This window comes from Hymenobacter coccineus, assembly GCF_001816125.1.
GTDB lineage: Bacteria > Bacteroidota > Bacteroidia > Cytophagales > Hymenobacteraceae > Hymenobacter > Hymenobacter coccineus.
Window position 1 is genome coordinate 1 of the sequence record NZ_MDZA01000299.1, and the last position, 16,503, is coordinate 16,503.

Here is a 16,503-nt window from a genome sequence, read left to right on the forward strand (position 1 = left end):
GTGGCCCGGCGCCACCCGCAGCCGCAGAATCTTCGGCCGCAATACCAGATGGCCCCCCGCACCACCGCCACCTGCTACCGCTGCTCCGGCCGCTTCGGCGCCCACTGTGGCCGCCGTCCCCGCTAAGCCACGGCCCGCCGCAGTGGTAGCCTACGAACCCAAGCGTCGGGCCGCTAGGAAATCAGTATTATCAAAGGCTGACCACGAAGAAATTGTGGCAATGAATAGCTCAGCCGCCGATGGAGCCGCCGCCGGGGCCCCAGCGCCCGTGGCAATGACGGCAGCTGCCCCTAAAGCAGCCGCCGATTCTATGCTGCGGCTAAACGAGGTAGCCGTGAGCCCAGCCCAGCCGCCGGCCCCGGCTGCTAGGTCCAGGGCCCTGATGGGCCGCGTAGCGGGCGTGGCCGTGGTGCCCACCGCGCCCGCCGAAACCGCCACCGCGGCCCAACGCCTGGCCTTCACGGTACCCCCCAACAGCGCAGTAGTGGGTGCCATGCCCGCCGGCCCGACCCTTGCGCCCGCACCGGTAGGCGGCCTGGGGCCCCTACGCGACCAGCTGCGCCGCGAAGCCGCCGAATTCGTGCCCGAAGACGCGCCCCTGAAAGGCAGCGTGCGCGTCCGCTTCACAGTGGGCAGCGACGGCAAATTCAGCAATTTGAAAGTGGTACGCGGCCTGCGCGCCGACTACGATGCCGAGGCCCTGCGCCTGGTGTGCGAGGGGCCCAGCTGGGTACCCGGCGTGGCCGGTGGCCGCCGCGCCGCTCTGCCCGTCGAGCTGGACGTAGTGTTTTAAGAGGGCACAAGCACAGCGCTGGCCGCAGTTTAGCGTGGAGGCTGCGAGTCCGCGACGAGCGCAGCGAGTATGACGATTGAACGTGCTACTAGCCCACTCGCTGCGCTCGTCGCAGACTCGCAGCATCCACGCTATAGGGGGTTACATGGCCATGCCAGCTTTGAACGACTTGTCGTTCACCGACTTGAGGAAAGTCAGGAGGCCTTTCATGTAGGTTTCCTGGTCGTCGTACATGCTCATGTGGCTGCCTTGGGGGCAGATGAGGGCGGCGCCTTTTTGCACTTTGGTGGCAATCATGCGCATGTGCTCGGGGTCCATCGTGTCGTGCTGCCCGCCGATGGACAGGAACGGCACCGCGAGCTTGGGTAGGTCGGGCACCCGGTCCCACTTGGTGAGCTTGCCCGAAATGCCGAACTCGCTGGGGCCCTGCATGGTAACGTATAGCGACTGGTTGATTTTGCTCATAGCGCGCGTCACCGGCTCGGGGTTGGGCACGATGCGGCACAGGTGCTCAGCGTAGAAATTAGGTTCGAGCAGGCCCATGTAGCGCGGGTTGCTGAAATCTTTGGCGGCCTCGATTTTACGGATTTCGGCCAGCACTTCGGGCTTCATCTGCTTGGCCAGCACCTCATCGGCGTACTTGCCGTAAGCGGGGCAGCTCATCATCATGTTACTGATAATGAGTCCTTTCAAGTTTTTCTGGTACTTGAAGGCGTACTCGGCGGCTAGGATGCCGCCCCAGGAATGGCCCAGCAGGTAGAAGTTGCTGCTGTCGAGCTTCAGGGCCTGGCGCACTTGCTCCACTTCCTCCACGTAGCGCGGCAGGCTCCACATCGAGGTATCGCGCGGGTTGTCGGAGTTGCCGCAGCCGAGCTGGTCGTAGTAAATGAACTCCACGCCTTCCTTGGGCAAGAAGCTTTCCATGCACTCGAAGTACTCGTGGGTGGCACCAGGGCCCCCGTTCAGCAGCAACAGCTTGATTTTGGGGTTATTGCCAAACCGCTTGGTCCACACCTTGAACGTACCCTTGGGCGTCTTGATGGGGATGACCTGTACGCCGCCAGTTTTCACCCCCGTTTCAGTGGGCGCGAAGTAGGCGCTGGGGGCCCCAGCGGTGGCGCTGGTTTCGGTGGCATTTTCGGTAGCGGTGGGGCCCGATTGGCAGGCCGCCAGTAGGGCCGCGGCACTCAGGGCCCCAGCGGCCCGGCGCAGCATGGAAAGGAATTTCATAGAAGAAAGGGAAGGAAGAAACGGTGGGGTTTTGTCGTCAGTGTTGAACGTCATGCAGAGTGCAGCGAAGCATCTTTTTCGCGTAACCAATTATGATTACTGGCGCGGGAAAGATGCTTCGCTGCGCTCTGCATGACGTTATGTTCTAACTATTTATCGTTTTTAAGCAGCCGCGAATTAAGTTAGGGCCCCGGCGCTACTGCGCCACGGCCACTTTGGTATTGAGGTAGCGCTCGAAGAACTCGTAGGTGCGCAGCATCTGGTCGATGCGCTGGCGGTTGTCGCCGGCGCGGGTCAGCTCGTGGGTGCCGCCGGGGTGGCGCACGTACTCCACCGGGCGGCCCAGCACCTTGAGGCTGCGGTACAGCATCTCGCCCTGCACGAAGCCCGTGCGCCGGTCGCTCTCGCCGTGGAAGATGATGTAGGGCGTGGTGATGTTCTGCACGTAGGTGATGGGCGACTCGCGGGTGAGCACGGCCCGCACCGCCGGCTCCCAGGGGTACCCACCGAAGTAGTTGGGCACCAGGCGCCAAGCGTTGCCCTCACCGAAAAAAGTAGCCAAATCGTACACGCCGCGCTGCGAGCACGCGGCCTGGAAACGGTGGTCGTGGCTGATGATCCAGGCCACGAGGTAGCCCGCGTACGAGCCGCCCGTTACTACTAGCTTCTGCGGGTCGGCCCAGCCTTCGGCCACGGTTTTGTCGAGCGACGTGAGCACGTCGGCGCTGGGGCCCGTGCCCCAGTCGTTGATGTTGGCGCGCAGGAACTGCTGGCCGTAGCCGCCGGAGCCGCGCGGGTTGCCATACACCACGCCGTAGCCCTGAGCGGCGAAGTACTGGAACTCGTGCCACATGCTGGCCTCGCCGGGGCCCCACATGGCCGCGGGGCCCCCGTGGATGTCGAGCAGCAGCGGGTACTTGCGGCCGGCCTGGTAGGCGGTGGGCTTCATCACCCAGTACTCCACCGTCAAGCCCTTGTCGTTCACAAAGCTGTGCTTTTCGGGCACGGACAGCTGCCGGGTTTTCACCCAGTCGTTAAAGGTACCGGCGCGCTGCGCCTGGCGCAGCCCGGCGTCGGCCACGAACAAATCGGAGGGGTTGCGCACGCCGGTTTGGGCGTACACCACCCGGCCCTGGGCCACGTCGAAGCTCAGGATGCCGGTGTCGTCGGCCGAGAGTTTTTCGATTTTTCGGGTTTTCACATTAGCCCGGTACAGCGGGGCCCCGCCGTTGGCCTGGGCCGTGAAGTAGACGTACTTTTCGTCGCTGCTCCAGGCCAGGTTGCCCTTGCTGCGGTCGAAGGGAATGGTAATCACGTCTTTGGCGGTGCCGCCCAGCGGTAATAGGGCCAGCGTGGGCACGGCTACGCGCCCGGTGGGCTCCTGCTGAAACGCCAGCCACTTGCCCGACGGCGACACTTTGGGCCCCGAGTAGGCAGTGCTGTCGTGGCCCAGCAGCAGGCGCGGGTGGCGGCCAGCGCGGTCGGTCAGGTAGAGGCCGTTTTCCTGGGCGCGGTCGGGGTGGCGCAGCGAATCGAGGGCAGCGAGCAGCACCAGGTGCTGGCCATCGGGCGTGAATTCGGCCTGCGAGAACCGGTAGAAACCGTGGGTAACCGCCACGGGCGGGGCCCCGGCCTCGTTGGCGCTGACGAGGAAAAACTGCGTGTAGTTTTGCTCAGCCGACACGTCCTTTTCGTCCTGGAAGTTCAAGTTATCCAGCACCTTGGCCTTCTTGTCCACCTCGTCTTTGTCGAGGTAAGCGCGGATTTCGGCCAGGTTGCCGTCGGCGTTGGGCTTGGCGGGGCCCAGCAGGGAATTTTTGGCGAAGCCCGGTTTTTCAAACGACCAGCCGGGCACGGCCTTCGCCGCGTTCAGCACCGAGTCGCGCAGCAACTCGCGCAGCGGCACCGGCGCCGAGAACAGCACCTGCCGGCCGTCGGGCGACCACTTGGGGGCCCCGGCGCCGTATTTGTAGCGCGTCAGCTGGCGGGCCTCGCCGCCGTCGGCGGGCATGATGAACACCTGGGGCTTGTCTTCTACCGTCCGCACGAAGGCCAGCTGCCGGCCGTCGGGGCTCCAGGCCGGCTGGCTGGCGCCTTCCTTGGCGAAGGTGAGCTGCCGCGGTTGGGCCCCCGCCTTGGTGCCCATTTGGTAGAGCTGGGTCACGTTTTTATAATCGGCCTTGTTCTTCTCGTCGGGCTCCACGGCCAGCACCGTGAAGGCCGCCCGGCGTCCGTCGCGCGTCAGCGTCACGTTGCCCACCTGCTGGATTTTTAGCAAATCGGTCACCTTCACCGGCTCGGGGTGCTGCTGGGCCTGAGCCACTTGGGCGAGGCCCAGGGTTAGGAGGATAAGGGCAGTTTTTTTCATGATTCAAAGATGTAGTGTAGAATGTAGCGCGACTTTGTAGTCCGCGGCGCTGCGCGGTCGCCCAACGATTAACCGGCAGGACGAAGCGAGAGCCGCGGACTACAAAGTCCGCGCTACAACTCGTTCGGCGACCGTTCAACCGCGCGGACTCGCAGAGTCCACGCTACGGGATGTGGGCTTAACGTTGCCTTTGCCCTTAGCCACGGCGTCCATTACCCGGAACAGATTGCCGCCCCAGATTTTATTGAGGGCCCGGGCCGAGTAACCGCGGCGCACCAGTTCCAGGGTCAGGTTGGGGAAGTCGCCCACGTCGGCCAGGCCGTCGAGCACGGTGCCGCCATCGAAGTCGGAGCCGATGCCCACGTGGTCGATGCCGGCTACTTGCACCAGGTGGTCAATTTGGTTGGCTGCGTCCGCCACGGTGGCCAGCGGCACGGGGTAATTGCGCTCAATGACAACGTATTCGGCCAGCGCCTGGGTGCGGTCGGCGGCGGGCAGGGCGTACACGTTCAGGAAGGTTTTGAGGCCCCACTTGGTGCAAAACGCTTGCTCGACGGCCTGCCGGGCGGGCGTTTTCACCTCCGTCTTCACGTAGGGGCTGAACAGGTTGAGCTGCACCACGCCGCCGTGGCGGGCCAGGTCGCGCAGCATGTCGTCGGTGAGGTTGCGGGCCATGTCGGCCAGCACCCGGCTGCCCGAGTGCGAGGCAATGACCGGCACGCGCGACAGCCGCAGTACGTCGTAAAACGTCGAGTCGGAGGTGTGCGACACGTCTAGCATCATGCCCAAGCGGTTCATTTCCAGTACCGCCCGCTCGCCCAATGGGCTGAGGCCCTGCCACTCGGGGCCCTTTGGGTCGGTAGATGAGTCGCAGAGGTCGTTGTTGGACGAGTGGCACAGCGTGAGGTAGCGCGCGCCCTGGTCGTAGTAGGTTTGGAGCATGGCCAGGTCCTGGCCCACGGGGTAGCCGTTTTCCATGCCGATGAAAATGGCCCGCTGGCCGGCCCGCCGGCTGCGCCGCGCCTCGGCCGGCGTGGTGGCCAGCGCCAGCTCGGCCGGGTGCTGCCGAATGGCCGCGTGGATGGCGTCGAACTGAGCCTGCACTTCCTGGCGGATGGCGGCGTAGCCGGCCGGCGTGCGCGGCCCCTGCCCTACGTACACGGCCCAAAACGCGGCGTCCACCCCACCGCGCGCCAGCTTGGGGAAGTCCACTTTCGCTTCTTCCGCCGGCGCGTGGTCGCGGGCCAAGTCGAAGCCGGGCTTGAGGAGGTTACCCGGCGTGTCCTGGTGCGAATCAACCACAAAGGCGCGCTCGTGCAGGGCGCGGGCGCGGGCTTGCAGCTTCGCCTCGGCCGTTTGGGCCCCGGCGGACTGCGCGGAAAAAGTCAGGAGCAAGGGCAAGAGAACGAGGCGAAAGTTGGGCATGGCATCCGGGGTTCTGAGGCGCGCGGGGGCCCCGGCTACTGGGCCGGCGCCGGGCCGGCCACGGCGGTGGCGCGGTCTACCTGACTGGCGAATCGCTCGATGGCGGCGCCGGTGCGCTTGATTTGCTCGTCGGCCTCGGCCCACTTGCGCTCCTCCACGGCTTCGCGGATGCCGGGCAGGGTTTTCACGCCGTAGCCGGTGTAGAAGCCGGGCGCGTAGAGCTGGTGCCGGTACCAAGGGCGGCGTGGCAGGCCTTCGGTGCTCAGCAGCTGCTGCTCAGCTTGGTAGAGCAACTGGTCAAGCTCCTTTTTGCGGTCTTCCGACAAATTGTTGGGGCCCCGGCGGGCTTGGGCGTAGGCCTGGGCGCTCTGCTCGAGCTTGGCCAGGGCGTTGTCGAGGGGCGCGAAGTTGAGGTAGGGCACGACGGCCTGGGCCTTGGGCGGCAGCAGGGGCTGGTCGGGGTTGGCCACCAGGTCGAAGCGCTTGTCGGCCAGCAGCTTGGCTTGCTTTTCGGTGTCGGCGCGCATGGTTTCGGCCAGCGCTTTTACTTCGGTGCCGTACTTGGCCACGGTGTTCGACAGGTTCTGGAACTCGAAGGGCAGCACGTCGGCGTCGGCCAGGCGCAGCACGCAGCGGCCCATGGTTTGGGCCAGGGCCACGCCGTAGGCAAACGTGGGGTCTTTGAAGCGGGTAAAGTCGTCGAACGAATCGAAGATGGAGTGGTACTCGCCGCCCCCGCCTTCGCCGCCAAAGCCCACGTTCAGGGCCGGGATGCCCAGGTGCTGGAGGTAGGGCGAGTAGTCGGAGCCGGCGCCCAGGGCCCCAATGCGCAGGTCGGGCCGGTCGCGGGCGTCCTTCTGGGCGTCGGGCGAGCCGCTCACCAGGTCAAGGCTTTTGCGGCGCTCGATGATGGACACGTTTTTCTCGGGGTCCTGCACGTCGCGCCCCACCTGGTTGAAGAACTTCTCCAGCGTGTGCGAGCCGGCCACGCCCAGGAAGCCCCGGTCGCTATTATCCGTATTCAAATAAGCCACCACGTGCTGCTGGATGTCCTTGGCGTTGGTTTCGGCCCACTCCGTGGAACCCAGCAGGCCGGGCTCCTCACCGTCCCAGGCGCAAAACATGATGGTGCGCTTGGGGCGCCAGCCGGCTTTCACCAGCTCGCCCAGGGCCCGGGCCTCTTCCAGCTCGGCCACCATGCCGCTGAGCGGGTCGCTGGCGCCGTTCACCCAGGCGTCGTGGTGGTTGCCGCGCAAAATCCACTCGCCCGGGTACTGGCTGCCCTTGAGGATGGCGATGACGTTGTACACCGGCTCGGTTTTCCAGTTGAAGGCCAGCTGCAAGTGCACCCGCGCGGGCCCGGGGCCCAAGTGGTACGGAATGGGCAGGGCCCCGCGCCAGTCGGCTGGCGCCATGGGCCCGGCCAGGGCCGTGAGTAGCGGCAGGGCGTCGCCGTAGGAGATGGGCAGCACCGGAATCTGGGTAATGGTGGGCGCCTTTTTATAGTCGAGGCGCTTGGCGTTTTTGGTCGAGCCGTAGCCGGGCGTGAGCGGGTCGCCGGGATAAGTGGGCATGTCGAGCACCGAGCCGCGCTGGGCCCCGGTTTCGGGCTTGAAGGGGCCCTTGGGGTACACGTCGCCCTGGGCGTAGCCGTCGTCTTTGGGGTCGGAGTAGATGAGGCAGCCGATGGCGCCCATCTCGGCGGCCACCTTGGGCTTGATGCCGCGCCACGAGCCGCCGTACTTGGCAATCACGATTTTACCTTTCACGTCGATGCCGCGGCGCGCCAGCTCTTCGTAGTCTTTGGGGATGCCGTAGTTCACGAACACCAGCTCGGCCGTCACGTCGCCGTCCTTCGAGTAGCAGTTGTAGGTGGGCAGCTGCTCAGCGGTCTGGCCCGAGGTGGCGTCCTCGGGCACCGGCTTTTCGGTCAGCGTGGCGGTGTACTTGGTGGGGCCCACCAGCTCTAGCACGCGCACCTTGGGCGTGGGGAACAGCACGTACGACACGTCAATCCGCGTGTCGTAGCCCCAGCTTTTGAACAGGCCAGCCATGTAATCGGCGTTTTCCTTGTCGTAGGGCGAGCCCACGTGGTGCGGGTGCGCCGAGAGCCGCTTCATCCAGTCCCGCAGGTTGCTGGCCTTGAGTTGGGCGTCGAACTTGGTTTCGAGCTGGTACTCTGCCGCGGCCGCGGCGGGCGCAAAGCCCAGCAGTGGTTTGGCGTCGGCCAGCGGGGTAGTTTGGGCGTGGGCGGCCGGGGCCAGCAGGCTGGCAGCCAACAGAAGAGAGTAGCGTTTCAGCATAGAACTGCCTTTTTTCGGGAAAGAAAATCACCAGGGCCCTAATTCATCCTCAAAACTCTGGCCGTAGTGCCGCGCAATATAGCACGCTGGCTCAAGCGGTTGGCACCTATTTTTTGATAACGTGCACTGTAGCGCGGACTTTGTATTTCGCGGCTCTGCCCGGTCGCCCAACGATTGACCGGCAGGATGAAGCGAGCGCCGCGGGCTACAAAGTCCGCACTACAGACCGTTCAACCGCGCGGACTCGCAGGGTCCATGCTACAAAAAAAGCGCCGTGCTGGGCAGCACGGCGCTTCTCAGCAACGCAGTTTCTGGGGCCCCTAGCCGCTGTAGCCGCCGCCGCTTTCGGGCTCGGTGGCGCTGCCGCCGGGCTTGGTGGGCGTGGGCAGGTCGGTTTCGGTTTCGATGTGGACTTTGCTGTAATCGGGCACGCCGTCGCCTTGCACGGGTACGGGCGGCTCGGTGTGCGGGTCGGGGGTTGGATCGGTCTGGCTCATGGCGGGGGGAGTATTAAGAAAGGATAACTGCGGGGTGTACGGCCCGGGGGCCCCAATGGCTGCCCGCGGGGACCGGCCCGCTTACTTTTGCGACCGTTGCCGGTTGTTTTTCTCCCACGCTTTCCACTCCCGCCCCCGAGGCCATGACGCAGTTCCGCACCGAAAAAGATACCATGGGCACCGTGCAGGTGCCCGCCGACGCCTACTGGGGCGCCCAAACCCAGCGCAGCATCGAGAACTTTCCCATTGCGCAGGACATCAATAAGATGCCCAAGGAAATTATCCGTGCGTTTGCCTATCTCAAGAAGGCCGCGGCCCTCACCAACCGCGACGCGGGCGTGCTCGACGCCGAAAAAGCCAAGCTGATTGGCCAGGTGTGCGACGAGATTTTGGACGGTAAGCTGACCGATTCGTTTCCGCTGGTGGTATGGCAGACGGGCTCGGGCACGCAGAGCAACATGAACGTGAACGAGGTGGTGGCCTACCGCGGCCACGTGCTGCACGGCGGCCAGCTCAGCGACGAGAAGAAGTTCTTGGCCCCGAACGACGACGTAAACAAATCGCAATCAAGCAACGACACGTTCCCGACGGCCATGCACATCGCGGCCTACAAGATCCTGGTTGAAACCACGATTCCGGGCATTACCAAGCTGCGCGATGCCCTGCAAGCCAAGTCCACGGAGTTCATGGACGTGGTGAAGATTGGGCGCACGCACTTCATGGACGCCACGCCGCTCACGCTAGGCCAGGAGTTTTCGGGCTACGTGGCCCAGCTCACCCACGGCCTCAAGGCCATCAACAACACGCTGGCCCACCTGAGCGAGCTGGCCCTGGGCGGCACCGCCGTGGGCACGGGCATCAACACGCCCCCCGGCTACTCCGAGAACGTGGCCCAGCACATTGCCGAGCTAACGGGCCTGCCCTTCGTCACGGCCGAAAACAAGTTTGAGGCCCTGGCCGCGCACGACGCCATCGTGGAAGCCCATGGGGCCCTAAAAACGGTAGCCGTCAGCCTGATGAAAATCGCCAACGATGTGCGCATGCTCAGCTCGGGGCCCCGGGCCGGCATCGGCGAGATTTCCATCCCCGACAACGAGCCCGGTTCCAGCATCATGCCCGGCAAGGTGAACCCCACCCAGTGCGAGGCCCTGACGATGGTGGCCGCCCAGGTAATGGGCAACGACGTGGCCATCACCGTCGGCGGCTCGATGGGCCACTTCGAGCTGAACGTGTTCAAGCCGCTGATGATCTACAACTTCCTGCACTCAGCCCGCCTCATCGGCGACGCCTGCGTGTCGTTCACCGACCGCTGCGCCGTGGGCATCACCCCCATCCGGGCCAACATCCAGAAGCACGTCGATTCGTCGCTGATGCTCGTCACGGCCCTCAACCCGCACATCGGCTACTACAAAGCCGCCGAAATTGCCCAGACAGCCCACAAAAACGGCTCGACTCTGAAGGAAACCGCCTTACAATTAGGCTACCTCACCGCCGAGCAGTTCGACGAGTGGCTGAAGCCCGAGGACATGGTGGGCGAAATCAAGAAATAGGGCCCCGGGTCCCACGCACCACTTAGCCGCCTTGCCCCTGGGGCAGGGCGGCTTTTTATTTTCAGCATATTTGCAGGGCTATGGATTATACCAAGAACCTCGTACTGGAGAACAGCCGCGTGCGCCTGCGCCCCCTCGAAGCCGCCGATTTTGAAGCCCTCAAGGCCGTGGCCTTCGACCCCGAACTTTGGCGCTACACCCTCAGCCGCGCCGACGACGTGCTGAGCCTGGCCGCCTACATTTCGGCCGCCGAGCAGGCGCGGCAAGCCGGGCAGCGCTACCCGTTCGTCATCATCGACCGCGCCACCGGCGAGCTGGCCGGCAGCACGAGCTATTACAACATTGTGCCTGATGACCAGCGCCTTAGCATTGGCCACACTTGGGTGGGGGCCCCGTTCCAGCGCACCGGCCTGAACCGGGCGGCCAAGCACCTGCTGCTGTGCCACGCCTTCGACGTGCTGCAATACGAGCGGGTGGAGCTGGAAACCGACAGCCGCAACCTCAAGTCGCAGGAGGCCATGCGGCGCATGGGGGCCACCGAGGAAGGCACCCTACGCCGGCACCGCCTCACGCAGAACAACGTGCGGCGCGACACGGTGATTTTCAGCATCATCCGGCCCGAGTGGGACGCGCTGCGGCACACCGTGTTTGCCGAATTCGATGCGTAGCCGGCAACCCCGGGGCCTGTCGGCCAAGGTGTTGCGGCGGCGCATGGCCAGCTTTGGGCACGCGTTCCGCGGGGTGGGCGCTGCCTTGCGCTCCGAGCTGCATTTGCGCTTCCACGCCGTGGCCACGGTGGTGGTGGTGGGGCTGGGGTTTTACTATGATATTGCCCGGCTGGAGTGGGCCCTGGTGGCGCTGGCCGTGGCCGGCGTGTGGGCCGCCGAGCTGGTGAACACCGCCATCGAGGCCCTCACCGACCTGGCCTCGCCCCACTACCACGCGCTGGCCGGCCGGGCCAAAGACGTGGCCGCCAGCGCCGTGCTGCTGGCCGCCCTGGGGGCCCTGGTGGTGGGGGCCCTGGTGTTCGGGCCGCGGGTATTTGGGGCCCCGGCGTAGGCCGGGCGGCGGCGCGGGCCAACCATTGCCAACCTCGGGCGTAAGCAGGCGCGTGGGGCCCCCGGCGCCCGGGGGCCCCACGCCCACCCCACCCCTCGCCAACTGCTTTTTTATGCGCCTTCTGCCTACCCTTATTGCCGCCACGCTGCTACTGGCCACCGCCTGCGGGGCCGACCGCGTCACCGTGGGCACGCCCACCACCCAGCCCAACGGCAACAGCATCGCCGAGAACAGCACGCCCGCCCCCACCTCGGCCAACACCGTGGACGCCGTGCCCGCCCGCGTGGCCATCGAGGACACCACCGCCCGGCCCCAGTGGCTGAAGGCGCGCATTGCCGAAACGCTCGGCCACCGCAAGCAATACCCCATCGTGCGCATCTACCGCTACGTGTACAACGACCAGACGGTGTACTGGGAAACAGCGCCCTGCTGCGACCAGCAATCGACGGTGTACGACACCAAGGGCAACGTGCTGTGCCACCCCGACGGCGGCATCACGGGCAAGGGCGACGGCCAGTGCGCCAACTTCGAGAAGCGCAAAGCCAACGAGAAACTGGTGTGGCAAGACCCCCGGTGAGTCGGTGAATGAGCGAATTGGTGAATGGTGAGTTCTTTCCCATCAGTGAGTACGCTGTTTCACTGCCTCGCTTTTTTGCTTGTCCTTTCCACTTGCTTGCGTTTTTTCTCATTCACTCATTTACCTACTCACCCATTCACCGATTCACCGCATGATCAATACCATCGCCAAGCTCGGCGTTTTCAACGTGTGGGCCAACGAAACCTTGCTGCGCCGCCTCGACTCGTCGGTGGCCGCGGGCAAGGAGGCGCCCCAGCCGGCGCTGCGCATCTTCAGCCACGTCATCAACGCTCAGGCCATCTGGATTGCCCGCCTCTCGGGCACGGCCAGCCCCCTCAAAGTGTGGCAGGAGCACGACCTGGCCGGCCTGCACCATTGGCACGAGCAAACCTCGCAGGCCTTCGCCGACCTTTGCGCCAACGCCGACGAAACCGAGCTGCTGCGCCACATTCAATACGCTAACTCCCAGGGAGATGCGTTCGACTCGCAGGTGAGCGACATCCTGACGCACTGCGTGGTACACGCCAGCTACCACCGCGGCCAGGTAGCCACCAAAATGCGCGAAGGCGGCCTGGAGCCCGTCAATTCCGACTTCATCACCTACTGCCGCGAGCAAGCCGGCCAAGTAACCCCGCAACTGTAAAACGGCGTGGCACTCCGTTTCCGCTAAGGTGCGTTTTAGTCAAAATAGCGAGGCATTCGGTTTCCGTTAAAATCTACATTAACGGAAACGGAGTGCCACGCCGTTTTACAAGTTTGGCAGGCCGCCTGGCAGGTAATTGCGGGGCGGCCTGTTCGCGTTTGGGGCCCCTGCGTATAGCTGGGCAGTACGTTTGTTCTCATGAAAATTCTGCTGGTCGAAGACGAGCCGCCGCTGGCCTCCTTCATTAAAAAAGGCTTTGCCCACGAGGGCTACGACCTCACCGTGGCCTACGACGGGCGCACGGGCTGGTCGCTCTACGCCCAGCAGCCCTACGACCTGGTGATCCTGGACGTGAACCTGCCCTACGTGAACGGCGTGGAGCTGTGCCGCCGCATTCGGGCGCACAGCCGCTTGGTGCCCGTGCTGCTGCTCACGGCCCTCGACAGCCTCGACGATAAGGAAGCTGGCTTCGCGGCCGGGGCCGATGACTACCTCGTTAAGCCCTTTGAATTCAGGGAATTGCTGATGCGCGCCCGGGCCCTCACGCAGCGCTACGCCGCGGCCAGCGGCGAGCGGCGCGAGCTGCGCATGGCCGACCTCGTGCTCGACCTCGACGCCAAAACCGTGGCCCGCGCCGGCCTGCGCATCGACCTCACCACCCGCGAGTACTCGCTGCTGGAACACCTGCTGCGCAACCGCGGCCGCGTGGTGTCGCGCGTGGACATTGCCGAGCGCGTCTGGGATTTGGACTTTGACACGACTACCAACGTTATCGATGTGTACGTAAGCTACTTGCGCAAGAAGCTGGACCGTGATTTTTCGCCCAAACTCATCCATACCGTGGTGGGCATGGGCTACGTGATGCGCGAGGGGTAAGTGCTTACAGAATCGTTTGTCATTGCGAGCGCAACGCAGTGGAGCGCGGCAATCTTTCCTTAGTTGTTCGCTTCATAGAGTTACTAACCCGAACGTGAAGGATTGCTACGCTCCACTGCGTTGCGCTCGCAATGACAAACGATTCTGTAAGCCCGTTCTACTAACATGCTGATCCGCAACAAGCTGATGCTGCGCTTTACGCTGGTGGTGCTGGCCATTCAGGTCAGCTTCTCGGCGTTTATTTACTACTTCAATGCCAGCACGCGGGCGCAGCGCTTCGAGCACCGGCTGGGCACCAGCGCCACGCTGGCGGCGCGGCTGCTCATCCGGCCCGGCAAGCTCGAAACCGGGCAGCTCGGCAGCCTGCGCCGCCGCGACCTGCTCACGCTGCCCGAGGAGCAAATCAGCGTTTATGGGCCCGGCGGCGAGTTGCGCTACAGCAGCGCCGACGACATCGACCAGGGCCCCAACCGGGCGCGGCTGGGGGCCCTGCAACCGGGCCAGCTCACGGGCTTTGGGGCCGGCGAGCGGCGCGAGGCGGTGGGCCTGGGCTATGACCACAAGGGTGAGCAGTACGCCATTTTGTGTCGGCCGACGACCAGCTGGGCTGGGCACGGCTACACCAGCTGGGGTTGCTGCTGCTGCTGGGCAACGTGGGGGCCCTGGCGCTCACCATTTTGGCGGGTTGGCACTTTGCGGGGGCGGCGCTGGCGCCGGTGGCGCGCATCGGGCGGCAGGCGGGGCGCATTTCGGCCACCAACCTGGGCCGGCGGCTGTCGGAGGGCAATGGGCGCGACGAACTGGCCCAGTTGGCGCGCGCCTTCAACGCCATGCTGGCCGGGCTGGAGCAGGCCTTTGAGTCGCAGAAAAGCTTCCTGGCGCACGCCTCGCACGAGCTGCGCACGCCCCTTACCACCCTCACCGGCACCCTCGAAACGGCCCTGGCCTACGACGCCACCCTGCCCGATGCCCGCGAGAGCCTGACCCACTCGCTCGACGCCGCCCGCCACTTGCAGGGCCTCACCACCAGCCTCCTGGCCCTTGCCAAGGCCGACGGCACGCTGCCGCCCTTCGGCCCCGTGCGCCTCGACGAGTGCCTAAACCAGGCCCTGGATTTTGCTCGCGCCAAGTACCCGGCCCGCGAGTTTCGGCTCGCGTTCGGGGCCCTGCCGGAGGCCGAGGCCGATGTATTCATGCTGCCCGGCAACGCCGAGCTGCTCACCACGGCCCTGCTCAACCTGCTCGACAACGCCGCCAAATACTCGGCCGGCCCCGTGCTGGCCGAGCTGGCCTACGAAGGCCCCACTACTCTGCGCGTGCGCGTGGCCGATGCCGGCCCCGGCCTCAGCCCCGACGAGCTGGGCCACATCTACGAGCCGCTGTACCGCGCCGCCGGGGCCATGGGCCGCCCCGGCTACGGCCTGGGCCTGCCCCTCACGCAGCGCATTGTGCGCCGCCATGCGGGCCGGCTGGAGCTGACCTCGGCTGTGGGCCAGGGCACCACGGCTACCGTGTGGCTGCCGGCGTCGCCGGTGTAAAGGGGGGGGAAGGAAAACGGTCGCGGATGCTAACTATTCACCCCGTTTTCATCTTTTCTAATACGGCTCTCATACCGTTTTAATGTCGCGGGGGGTCCTTTGTGGGCAGTTGCCACTGCCCCACTTGCCCATGTCCAATTCTTTCCGGTCGTTGAACTTTATGGCGCTGCTGCTGACTGGGGCCCTGGCTTTATCACTGGGCCTCAATGGCTTTCTGCTGTACAACAGGGCCCCGGCGGCCACTGACTACGAAGATATTCAGGAAACCGAAGCCGACCTGCGCCTCACTCAGCGCATGCTGGCCCGCTGCCAGGCCGACCACCACCAGCAGGACAGCTTGCTGGCCCTGCGGCCTGTATTACCCAGGGCCCTACCCACCGCTTCGGCCCAATAGCCGGCCAGATGCTTTTCGCTTGCTCATTTCTCTTCCAGTATGAATTCCTTGTTTCGCTGCTCCCTCCCTCGCCCATTTGCCCTGGCTACCGCGGCCGGCCTGCTGGCCGCTGGCCTCGCCGGCTGCTCGGCCAAGGCCGAAAAGAACACCGTGGAAGAGGTGGCCGAAGTGCCCGTCGTCACGCTGCGAACCTCTAACCAAACCCTGCACCGCGACTACGTGGCCGATGTGCAAGCCGTGCGCAACGTGGAAATCCGGGCCCAGGTGGCGGGCTTCCTCGAGCACATTTACGTGGACGAAGGCAAGCCGGTGAAGAAGGGCCAGCCCATGTTCCGCCTGAACGCCAGCGCCTACCGCAACAAGCTGAGCCAGGCCCAGGCGGCCGTGGCCAGCGCCCAGGCCCAGGCCGCGGCGTCCGCGTGGAGGGCGAGCGGGTGAAGCTGCTGGTGGACAAAAACGTCATTGCCAAGTCGGAGATGAAGCTCTCGACCAGCAAAGTGCGCGAGGCCGATGCCCGCGTGGCCGACGCCCGCGCCGGCGAGGCCGCCGCCCGCCTCAGCCTGAGCTACACGCTGGTCAGGGCCCCCTTCGACGGCGTCATCGACCGCATTCCGCTGAAGATGGGCAGCGTGGTGGAGGAAGGCACGCTGCTCACCACGGTGTCGGACCTGAGCAGCGTGTTTGCTTATTTTGACGTGGCCGAGGGCAGCTACATGAACTACACCAAAGCCCGGCGCGAGCACCCCGACCAGCATTCCGATTTAGTGCGCCTCACGCTGGCCAACGGCGAGCTTTACCCACAGGCCGGCCGCATCGAAACGGCCGAGAGCGAGTTCAACCCCAATACGGGCTCTATTGCCCTGCGCGCCCGCTTCGCCAACCCTGACCGCCTGCTGCGGCACGGGGCCTCAGGCAAAATTCGGCTAACCAACGAGTTGCCTTCGGCGCTGCTGCTGCCGCAAAAGGCCGTGTTTGAGATTCAGGACCAAAACTACGTGTACGTGGTGGACCCCTCCGGCACGGTGCACACCCGCAGCTTCACGCCCCAAACGCGGCTCGGCGATTTCTACGTGGTGAAGGAAGGCCTGAAGCCCGGCGAACGGGTGGTGTACGAAGGGGCCCCGGAGCTGCACGACAAGCAAAAAATCAAGGCCAAAACGGTGCTGCTGGACACGGCCGCCGTGGCCGCGCAGTAGCGCCGTGTAGCGTAGACTCTGCGAGTCCGCGCGTGGGAACGGCGTCCCATGGCC

General features: G+C 65.0%; 17 protein-coding genes. 11 read left to right on the plus strand and 6 right to left on the minus strand.

The features are described 5' to 3' along the window. The first annotated feature begins 220 nt into the window (after positions 1-220). Positions 221-793: an energy transducer TonB gene (locus tag BEN49_RS15490; protein ID WP_083326149.1), complete on the plus strand. Its 573-nt coding sequence runs from the start codon at positions 221-223 to the stop codon at positions 791-793. Between the two features lie 141 nt (positions 794-934). Here BEN49_RS15490 and BEN49_RS15495 read toward each other — a convergent pair whose 3' ends face one another. The 5 genes from BEN49_RS15495 to BEN49_RS28140 form a co-directional block, all read right to left on the minus strand. Next, positions 935-2,023, minus strand: coding sequence for a proline iminopeptidase-family hydrolase (locus BEN49_RS15495; protein ID WP_070744887.1), 1,089 nt, complete (start codon positions 2,021-2,023; stop codon positions 935-937). A gap of 196 nt (positions 2,024-2,219) precedes the next feature. Beyond that, positions 2,220-4,391, minus strand: a complete 2,172-nt coding sequence (locus BEN49_RS15500; RefSeq protein ID WP_070744889.1) for a S9 family peptidase — start codon at positions 4,389-4,391, stop codon at positions 2,220-2,222. 135 nt (positions 4,392-4,526) lie between these two features. Further along, positions 4,527-5,786, minus strand: coding sequence for a dipeptidase (locus tag BEN49_RS15505; protein WP_239691962.1), 1,260 nt, complete (start codon positions 5,784-5,786; stop codon positions 4,527-4,529). 65 nt (positions 5,787-5,851) lie between these two features. Next, on the minus strand, positions 5,852-8,119 hold the full coding sequence (locus BEN49_RS15510) for a transferrin receptor-like dimerization domain-containing protein (RefSeq protein ID WP_070744893.1): 2,268 nt from the start codon (positions 8,117-8,119) through the stop codon (positions 5,852-5,854). A 320-nt stretch (positions 8,120-8,439) separates the two neighbouring features. After that, a complete protein-coding gene (locus BEN49_RS28140) occupies positions 8,440-8,616 on the minus strand; it encodes a hypothetical protein (protein WP_157887166.1) in 177 nt (58 codons plus the stop codon). 143 nt (positions 8,617-8,759) lie between these two features. Here BEN49_RS28140 and fumC point away from each other — a divergent pair, with 143 nt between their 5' ends. From fumC to BEN49_RS15540, 6 genes are all read left to right on the plus strand, one after another. Next, positions 8,760-10,166, plus strand: coding sequence for a class II fumarate hydratase (fumC, locus tag BEN49_RS15515; protein ID WP_070744895.1), 1,407 nt, complete (start codon positions 8,760-8,762; stop codon positions 10,164-10,166). An 80-nt stretch (positions 10,167-10,246) separates the two neighbouring features. After that, positions 10,247-10,834, plus strand: a complete 588-nt coding sequence (locus BEN49_RS15520; protein WP_070744897.1) for a GNAT family N-acetyltransferase — start codon at positions 10,247-10,249, stop codon at positions 10,832-10,834. Next, positions 10,827-11,225 (plus strand): diacylglycerol kinase family protein, encoded by a 399-nt coding sequence (locus BEN49_RS15525; RefSeq protein WP_070744899.1) that lies wholly within the window; start codon positions 10,827-10,829, stop codon positions 11,223-11,225. Before BEN49_RS15520 ends, BEN49_RS15525 begins: the two co-directional genes overlap by 8 nt. Positions 11,226-11,337: 112 nt before the next feature. Further along, on the plus strand, positions 11,338-11,802 hold the full coding sequence (locus tag BEN49_RS25820; RefSeq protein ID WP_083326150.1) for a DUF6970 domain-containing protein: 465 nt from the start codon (positions 11,338-11,340) through the stop codon (positions 11,800-11,802). Positions 11,803-11,953: 151 nt separating this feature from the next. Continuing rightward, positions 11,954-12,445 (plus strand): DinB family protein, encoded by a 492-nt coding sequence (locus BEN49_RS15535; RefSeq protein ID WP_070744900.1) that lies wholly within the window; start codon positions 11,954-11,956, stop codon positions 12,443-12,445. 198 nt (positions 12,446-12,643) lie between these two features. Further along, on the plus strand, positions 12,644-13,321 hold the full coding sequence (locus BEN49_RS15540) for a response regulator transcription factor (protein WP_070744902.1): 678 nt from the start codon (positions 12,644-12,646) through the stop codon (positions 13,319-13,321). A 105-nt stretch (positions 13,322-13,426) separates the two neighbouring features. On the opposite strand, the gene BEN49_RS25825 is transcribed toward BEN49_RS15540, so the two are convergent. Continuing rightward, positions 13,427-13,882 carry a hypothetical protein gene (locus BEN49_RS25825; RefSeq protein WP_083326151.1) on the minus strand — a complete coding sequence of 152 codons (456 nt, stop codon included), beginning with the start codon at positions 13,880-13,882 and terminating at the stop codon, positions 13,427-13,429. A 23-nt stretch (positions 13,883-13,905) separates the two neighbouring features. Here BEN49_RS25825 and BEN49_RS15545 point away from each other — a divergent pair, with 23 nt between their 5' ends. The 4 genes from BEN49_RS15545 to BEN49_RS15555 all read left to right on the plus strand — a co-directional run bounded on the left by BEN49_RS15545 (position 13,906) and on the right by BEN49_RS15555 (position 16,449). Beyond that, positions 13,906-14,859 (plus strand): sensor histidine kinase, encoded by a 954-nt coding sequence (locus tag BEN49_RS15545; protein WP_083326152.1) that lies wholly within the window; start codon positions 13,906-13,908, stop codon positions 14,857-14,859. A gap of 130 nt (positions 14,860-14,989) precedes the next feature. Next, entirely contained in the window at positions 14,990-15,253 is a 264-nt protein-coding gene (locus BEN49_RS15550) for a hypothetical protein (RefSeq protein ID WP_125916932.1), read from the plus strand. A 39-nt stretch (positions 15,254-15,292) separates the two neighbouring features. After that, entirely contained in the window at positions 15,293-15,691 is a 399-nt protein-coding gene (locus BEN49_RS26350) for a biotin/lipoyl-binding protein (RefSeq protein WP_094123172.1), read from the plus strand. Next, positions 15,673-16,449 carry an efflux RND transporter periplasmic adaptor subunit gene (locus BEN49_RS15555; protein WP_094123173.1) on the plus strand — a complete coding sequence of 259 codons (777 nt, stop codon included), beginning with the start codon at positions 15,673-15,675 and terminating at the stop codon, positions 16,447-16,449. Before BEN49_RS26350 ends, BEN49_RS15555 begins: the two co-directional genes overlap by 19 nt. Positions 16,450-16,503: the final 54 nt, after the last annotated feature.

What these genes read in the sequence shown, in the direction of transcription:
- BEN49_RS15525 (WP_070744899.1), top strand. Translation starts at nt 10,827, where the DNA reads ATGCGTAGCCGGCAACCCCGGGGCCTGTCGGCCAAGGTGTTGCGGCGG.
- fumC (WP_070744895.1), top strand. Translation starts at nt 8,760, where the DNA reads ATGACGCAGTTCCGCACCGAAAAAGATACCATGGGCACCGTGCAGGTG.
- BEN49_RS15510 (WP_070744893.1), bottom strand. Translation starts at nt 8,119, where the DNA reads ATGCTGAAACGCTACTCTCTTCTGTTGGCTGCCAGCCTGCTGGCCCCG.
- BEN49_RS15520 (WP_070744897.1), top strand. Translation starts at nt 10,247, where the DNA reads ATGGATTATACCAAGAACCTCGTACTGGAGAACAGCCGCGTGCGCCTG.
- BEN49_RS15535 (WP_070744900.1), top strand. Translation starts at nt 11,954, where the DNA reads ATGATCAATACCATCGCCAAGCTCGGCGTTTTCAACGTGTGGGCCAAC.
- BEN49_RS15495 (WP_070744887.1), bottom strand. Translation starts at nt 2,023, where the DNA reads ATGAAATTCCTTTCCATGCTGCGCCGGGCCGCTGGGGCCCTGAGTGCC.
- BEN49_RS15540 (WP_070744902.1), top strand. Translation starts at nt 12,644, where the DNA reads ATGAAAATTCTGCTGGTCGAAGACGAGCCGCCGCTGGCCTCCTTCATT.
- BEN49_RS15490 (WP_083326149.1), top strand. Translation starts at nt 221, where the DNA reads ATGAATAGCTCAGCCGCCGATGGAGCCGCCGCCGGGGCCCCAGCGCCC.
- BEN49_RS15550 (WP_125916932.1), top strand. Translation starts at nt 14,990, where the DNA reads ATGTCCAATTCTTTCCGGTCGTTGAACTTTATGGCGCTGCTGCTGACT.
- BEN49_RS25820 (WP_083326150.1), top strand. Translation starts at nt 11,338, where the DNA reads ATGCGCCTTCTGCCTACCCTTATTGCCGCCACGCTGCTACTGGCCACC.
- BEN49_RS28140 (WP_157887166.1), bottom strand. Translation starts at nt 8,616, where the DNA reads ATGAGCCAGACCGATCCAACCCCCGACCCGCACACCGAGCCGCCCGTA.
- BEN49_RS15500 (WP_070744889.1), bottom strand. Translation starts at nt 4,391, where the DNA reads ATGAAAAAAACTGCCCTTATCCTCCTAACCCTGGGCCTCGCCCAAGTG.
- BEN49_RS26350 (WP_094123172.1), top strand. Translation starts at nt 15,293, where the DNA reads ATGAATTCCTTGTTTCGCTGCTCCCTCCCTCGCCCATTTGCCCTGGCT.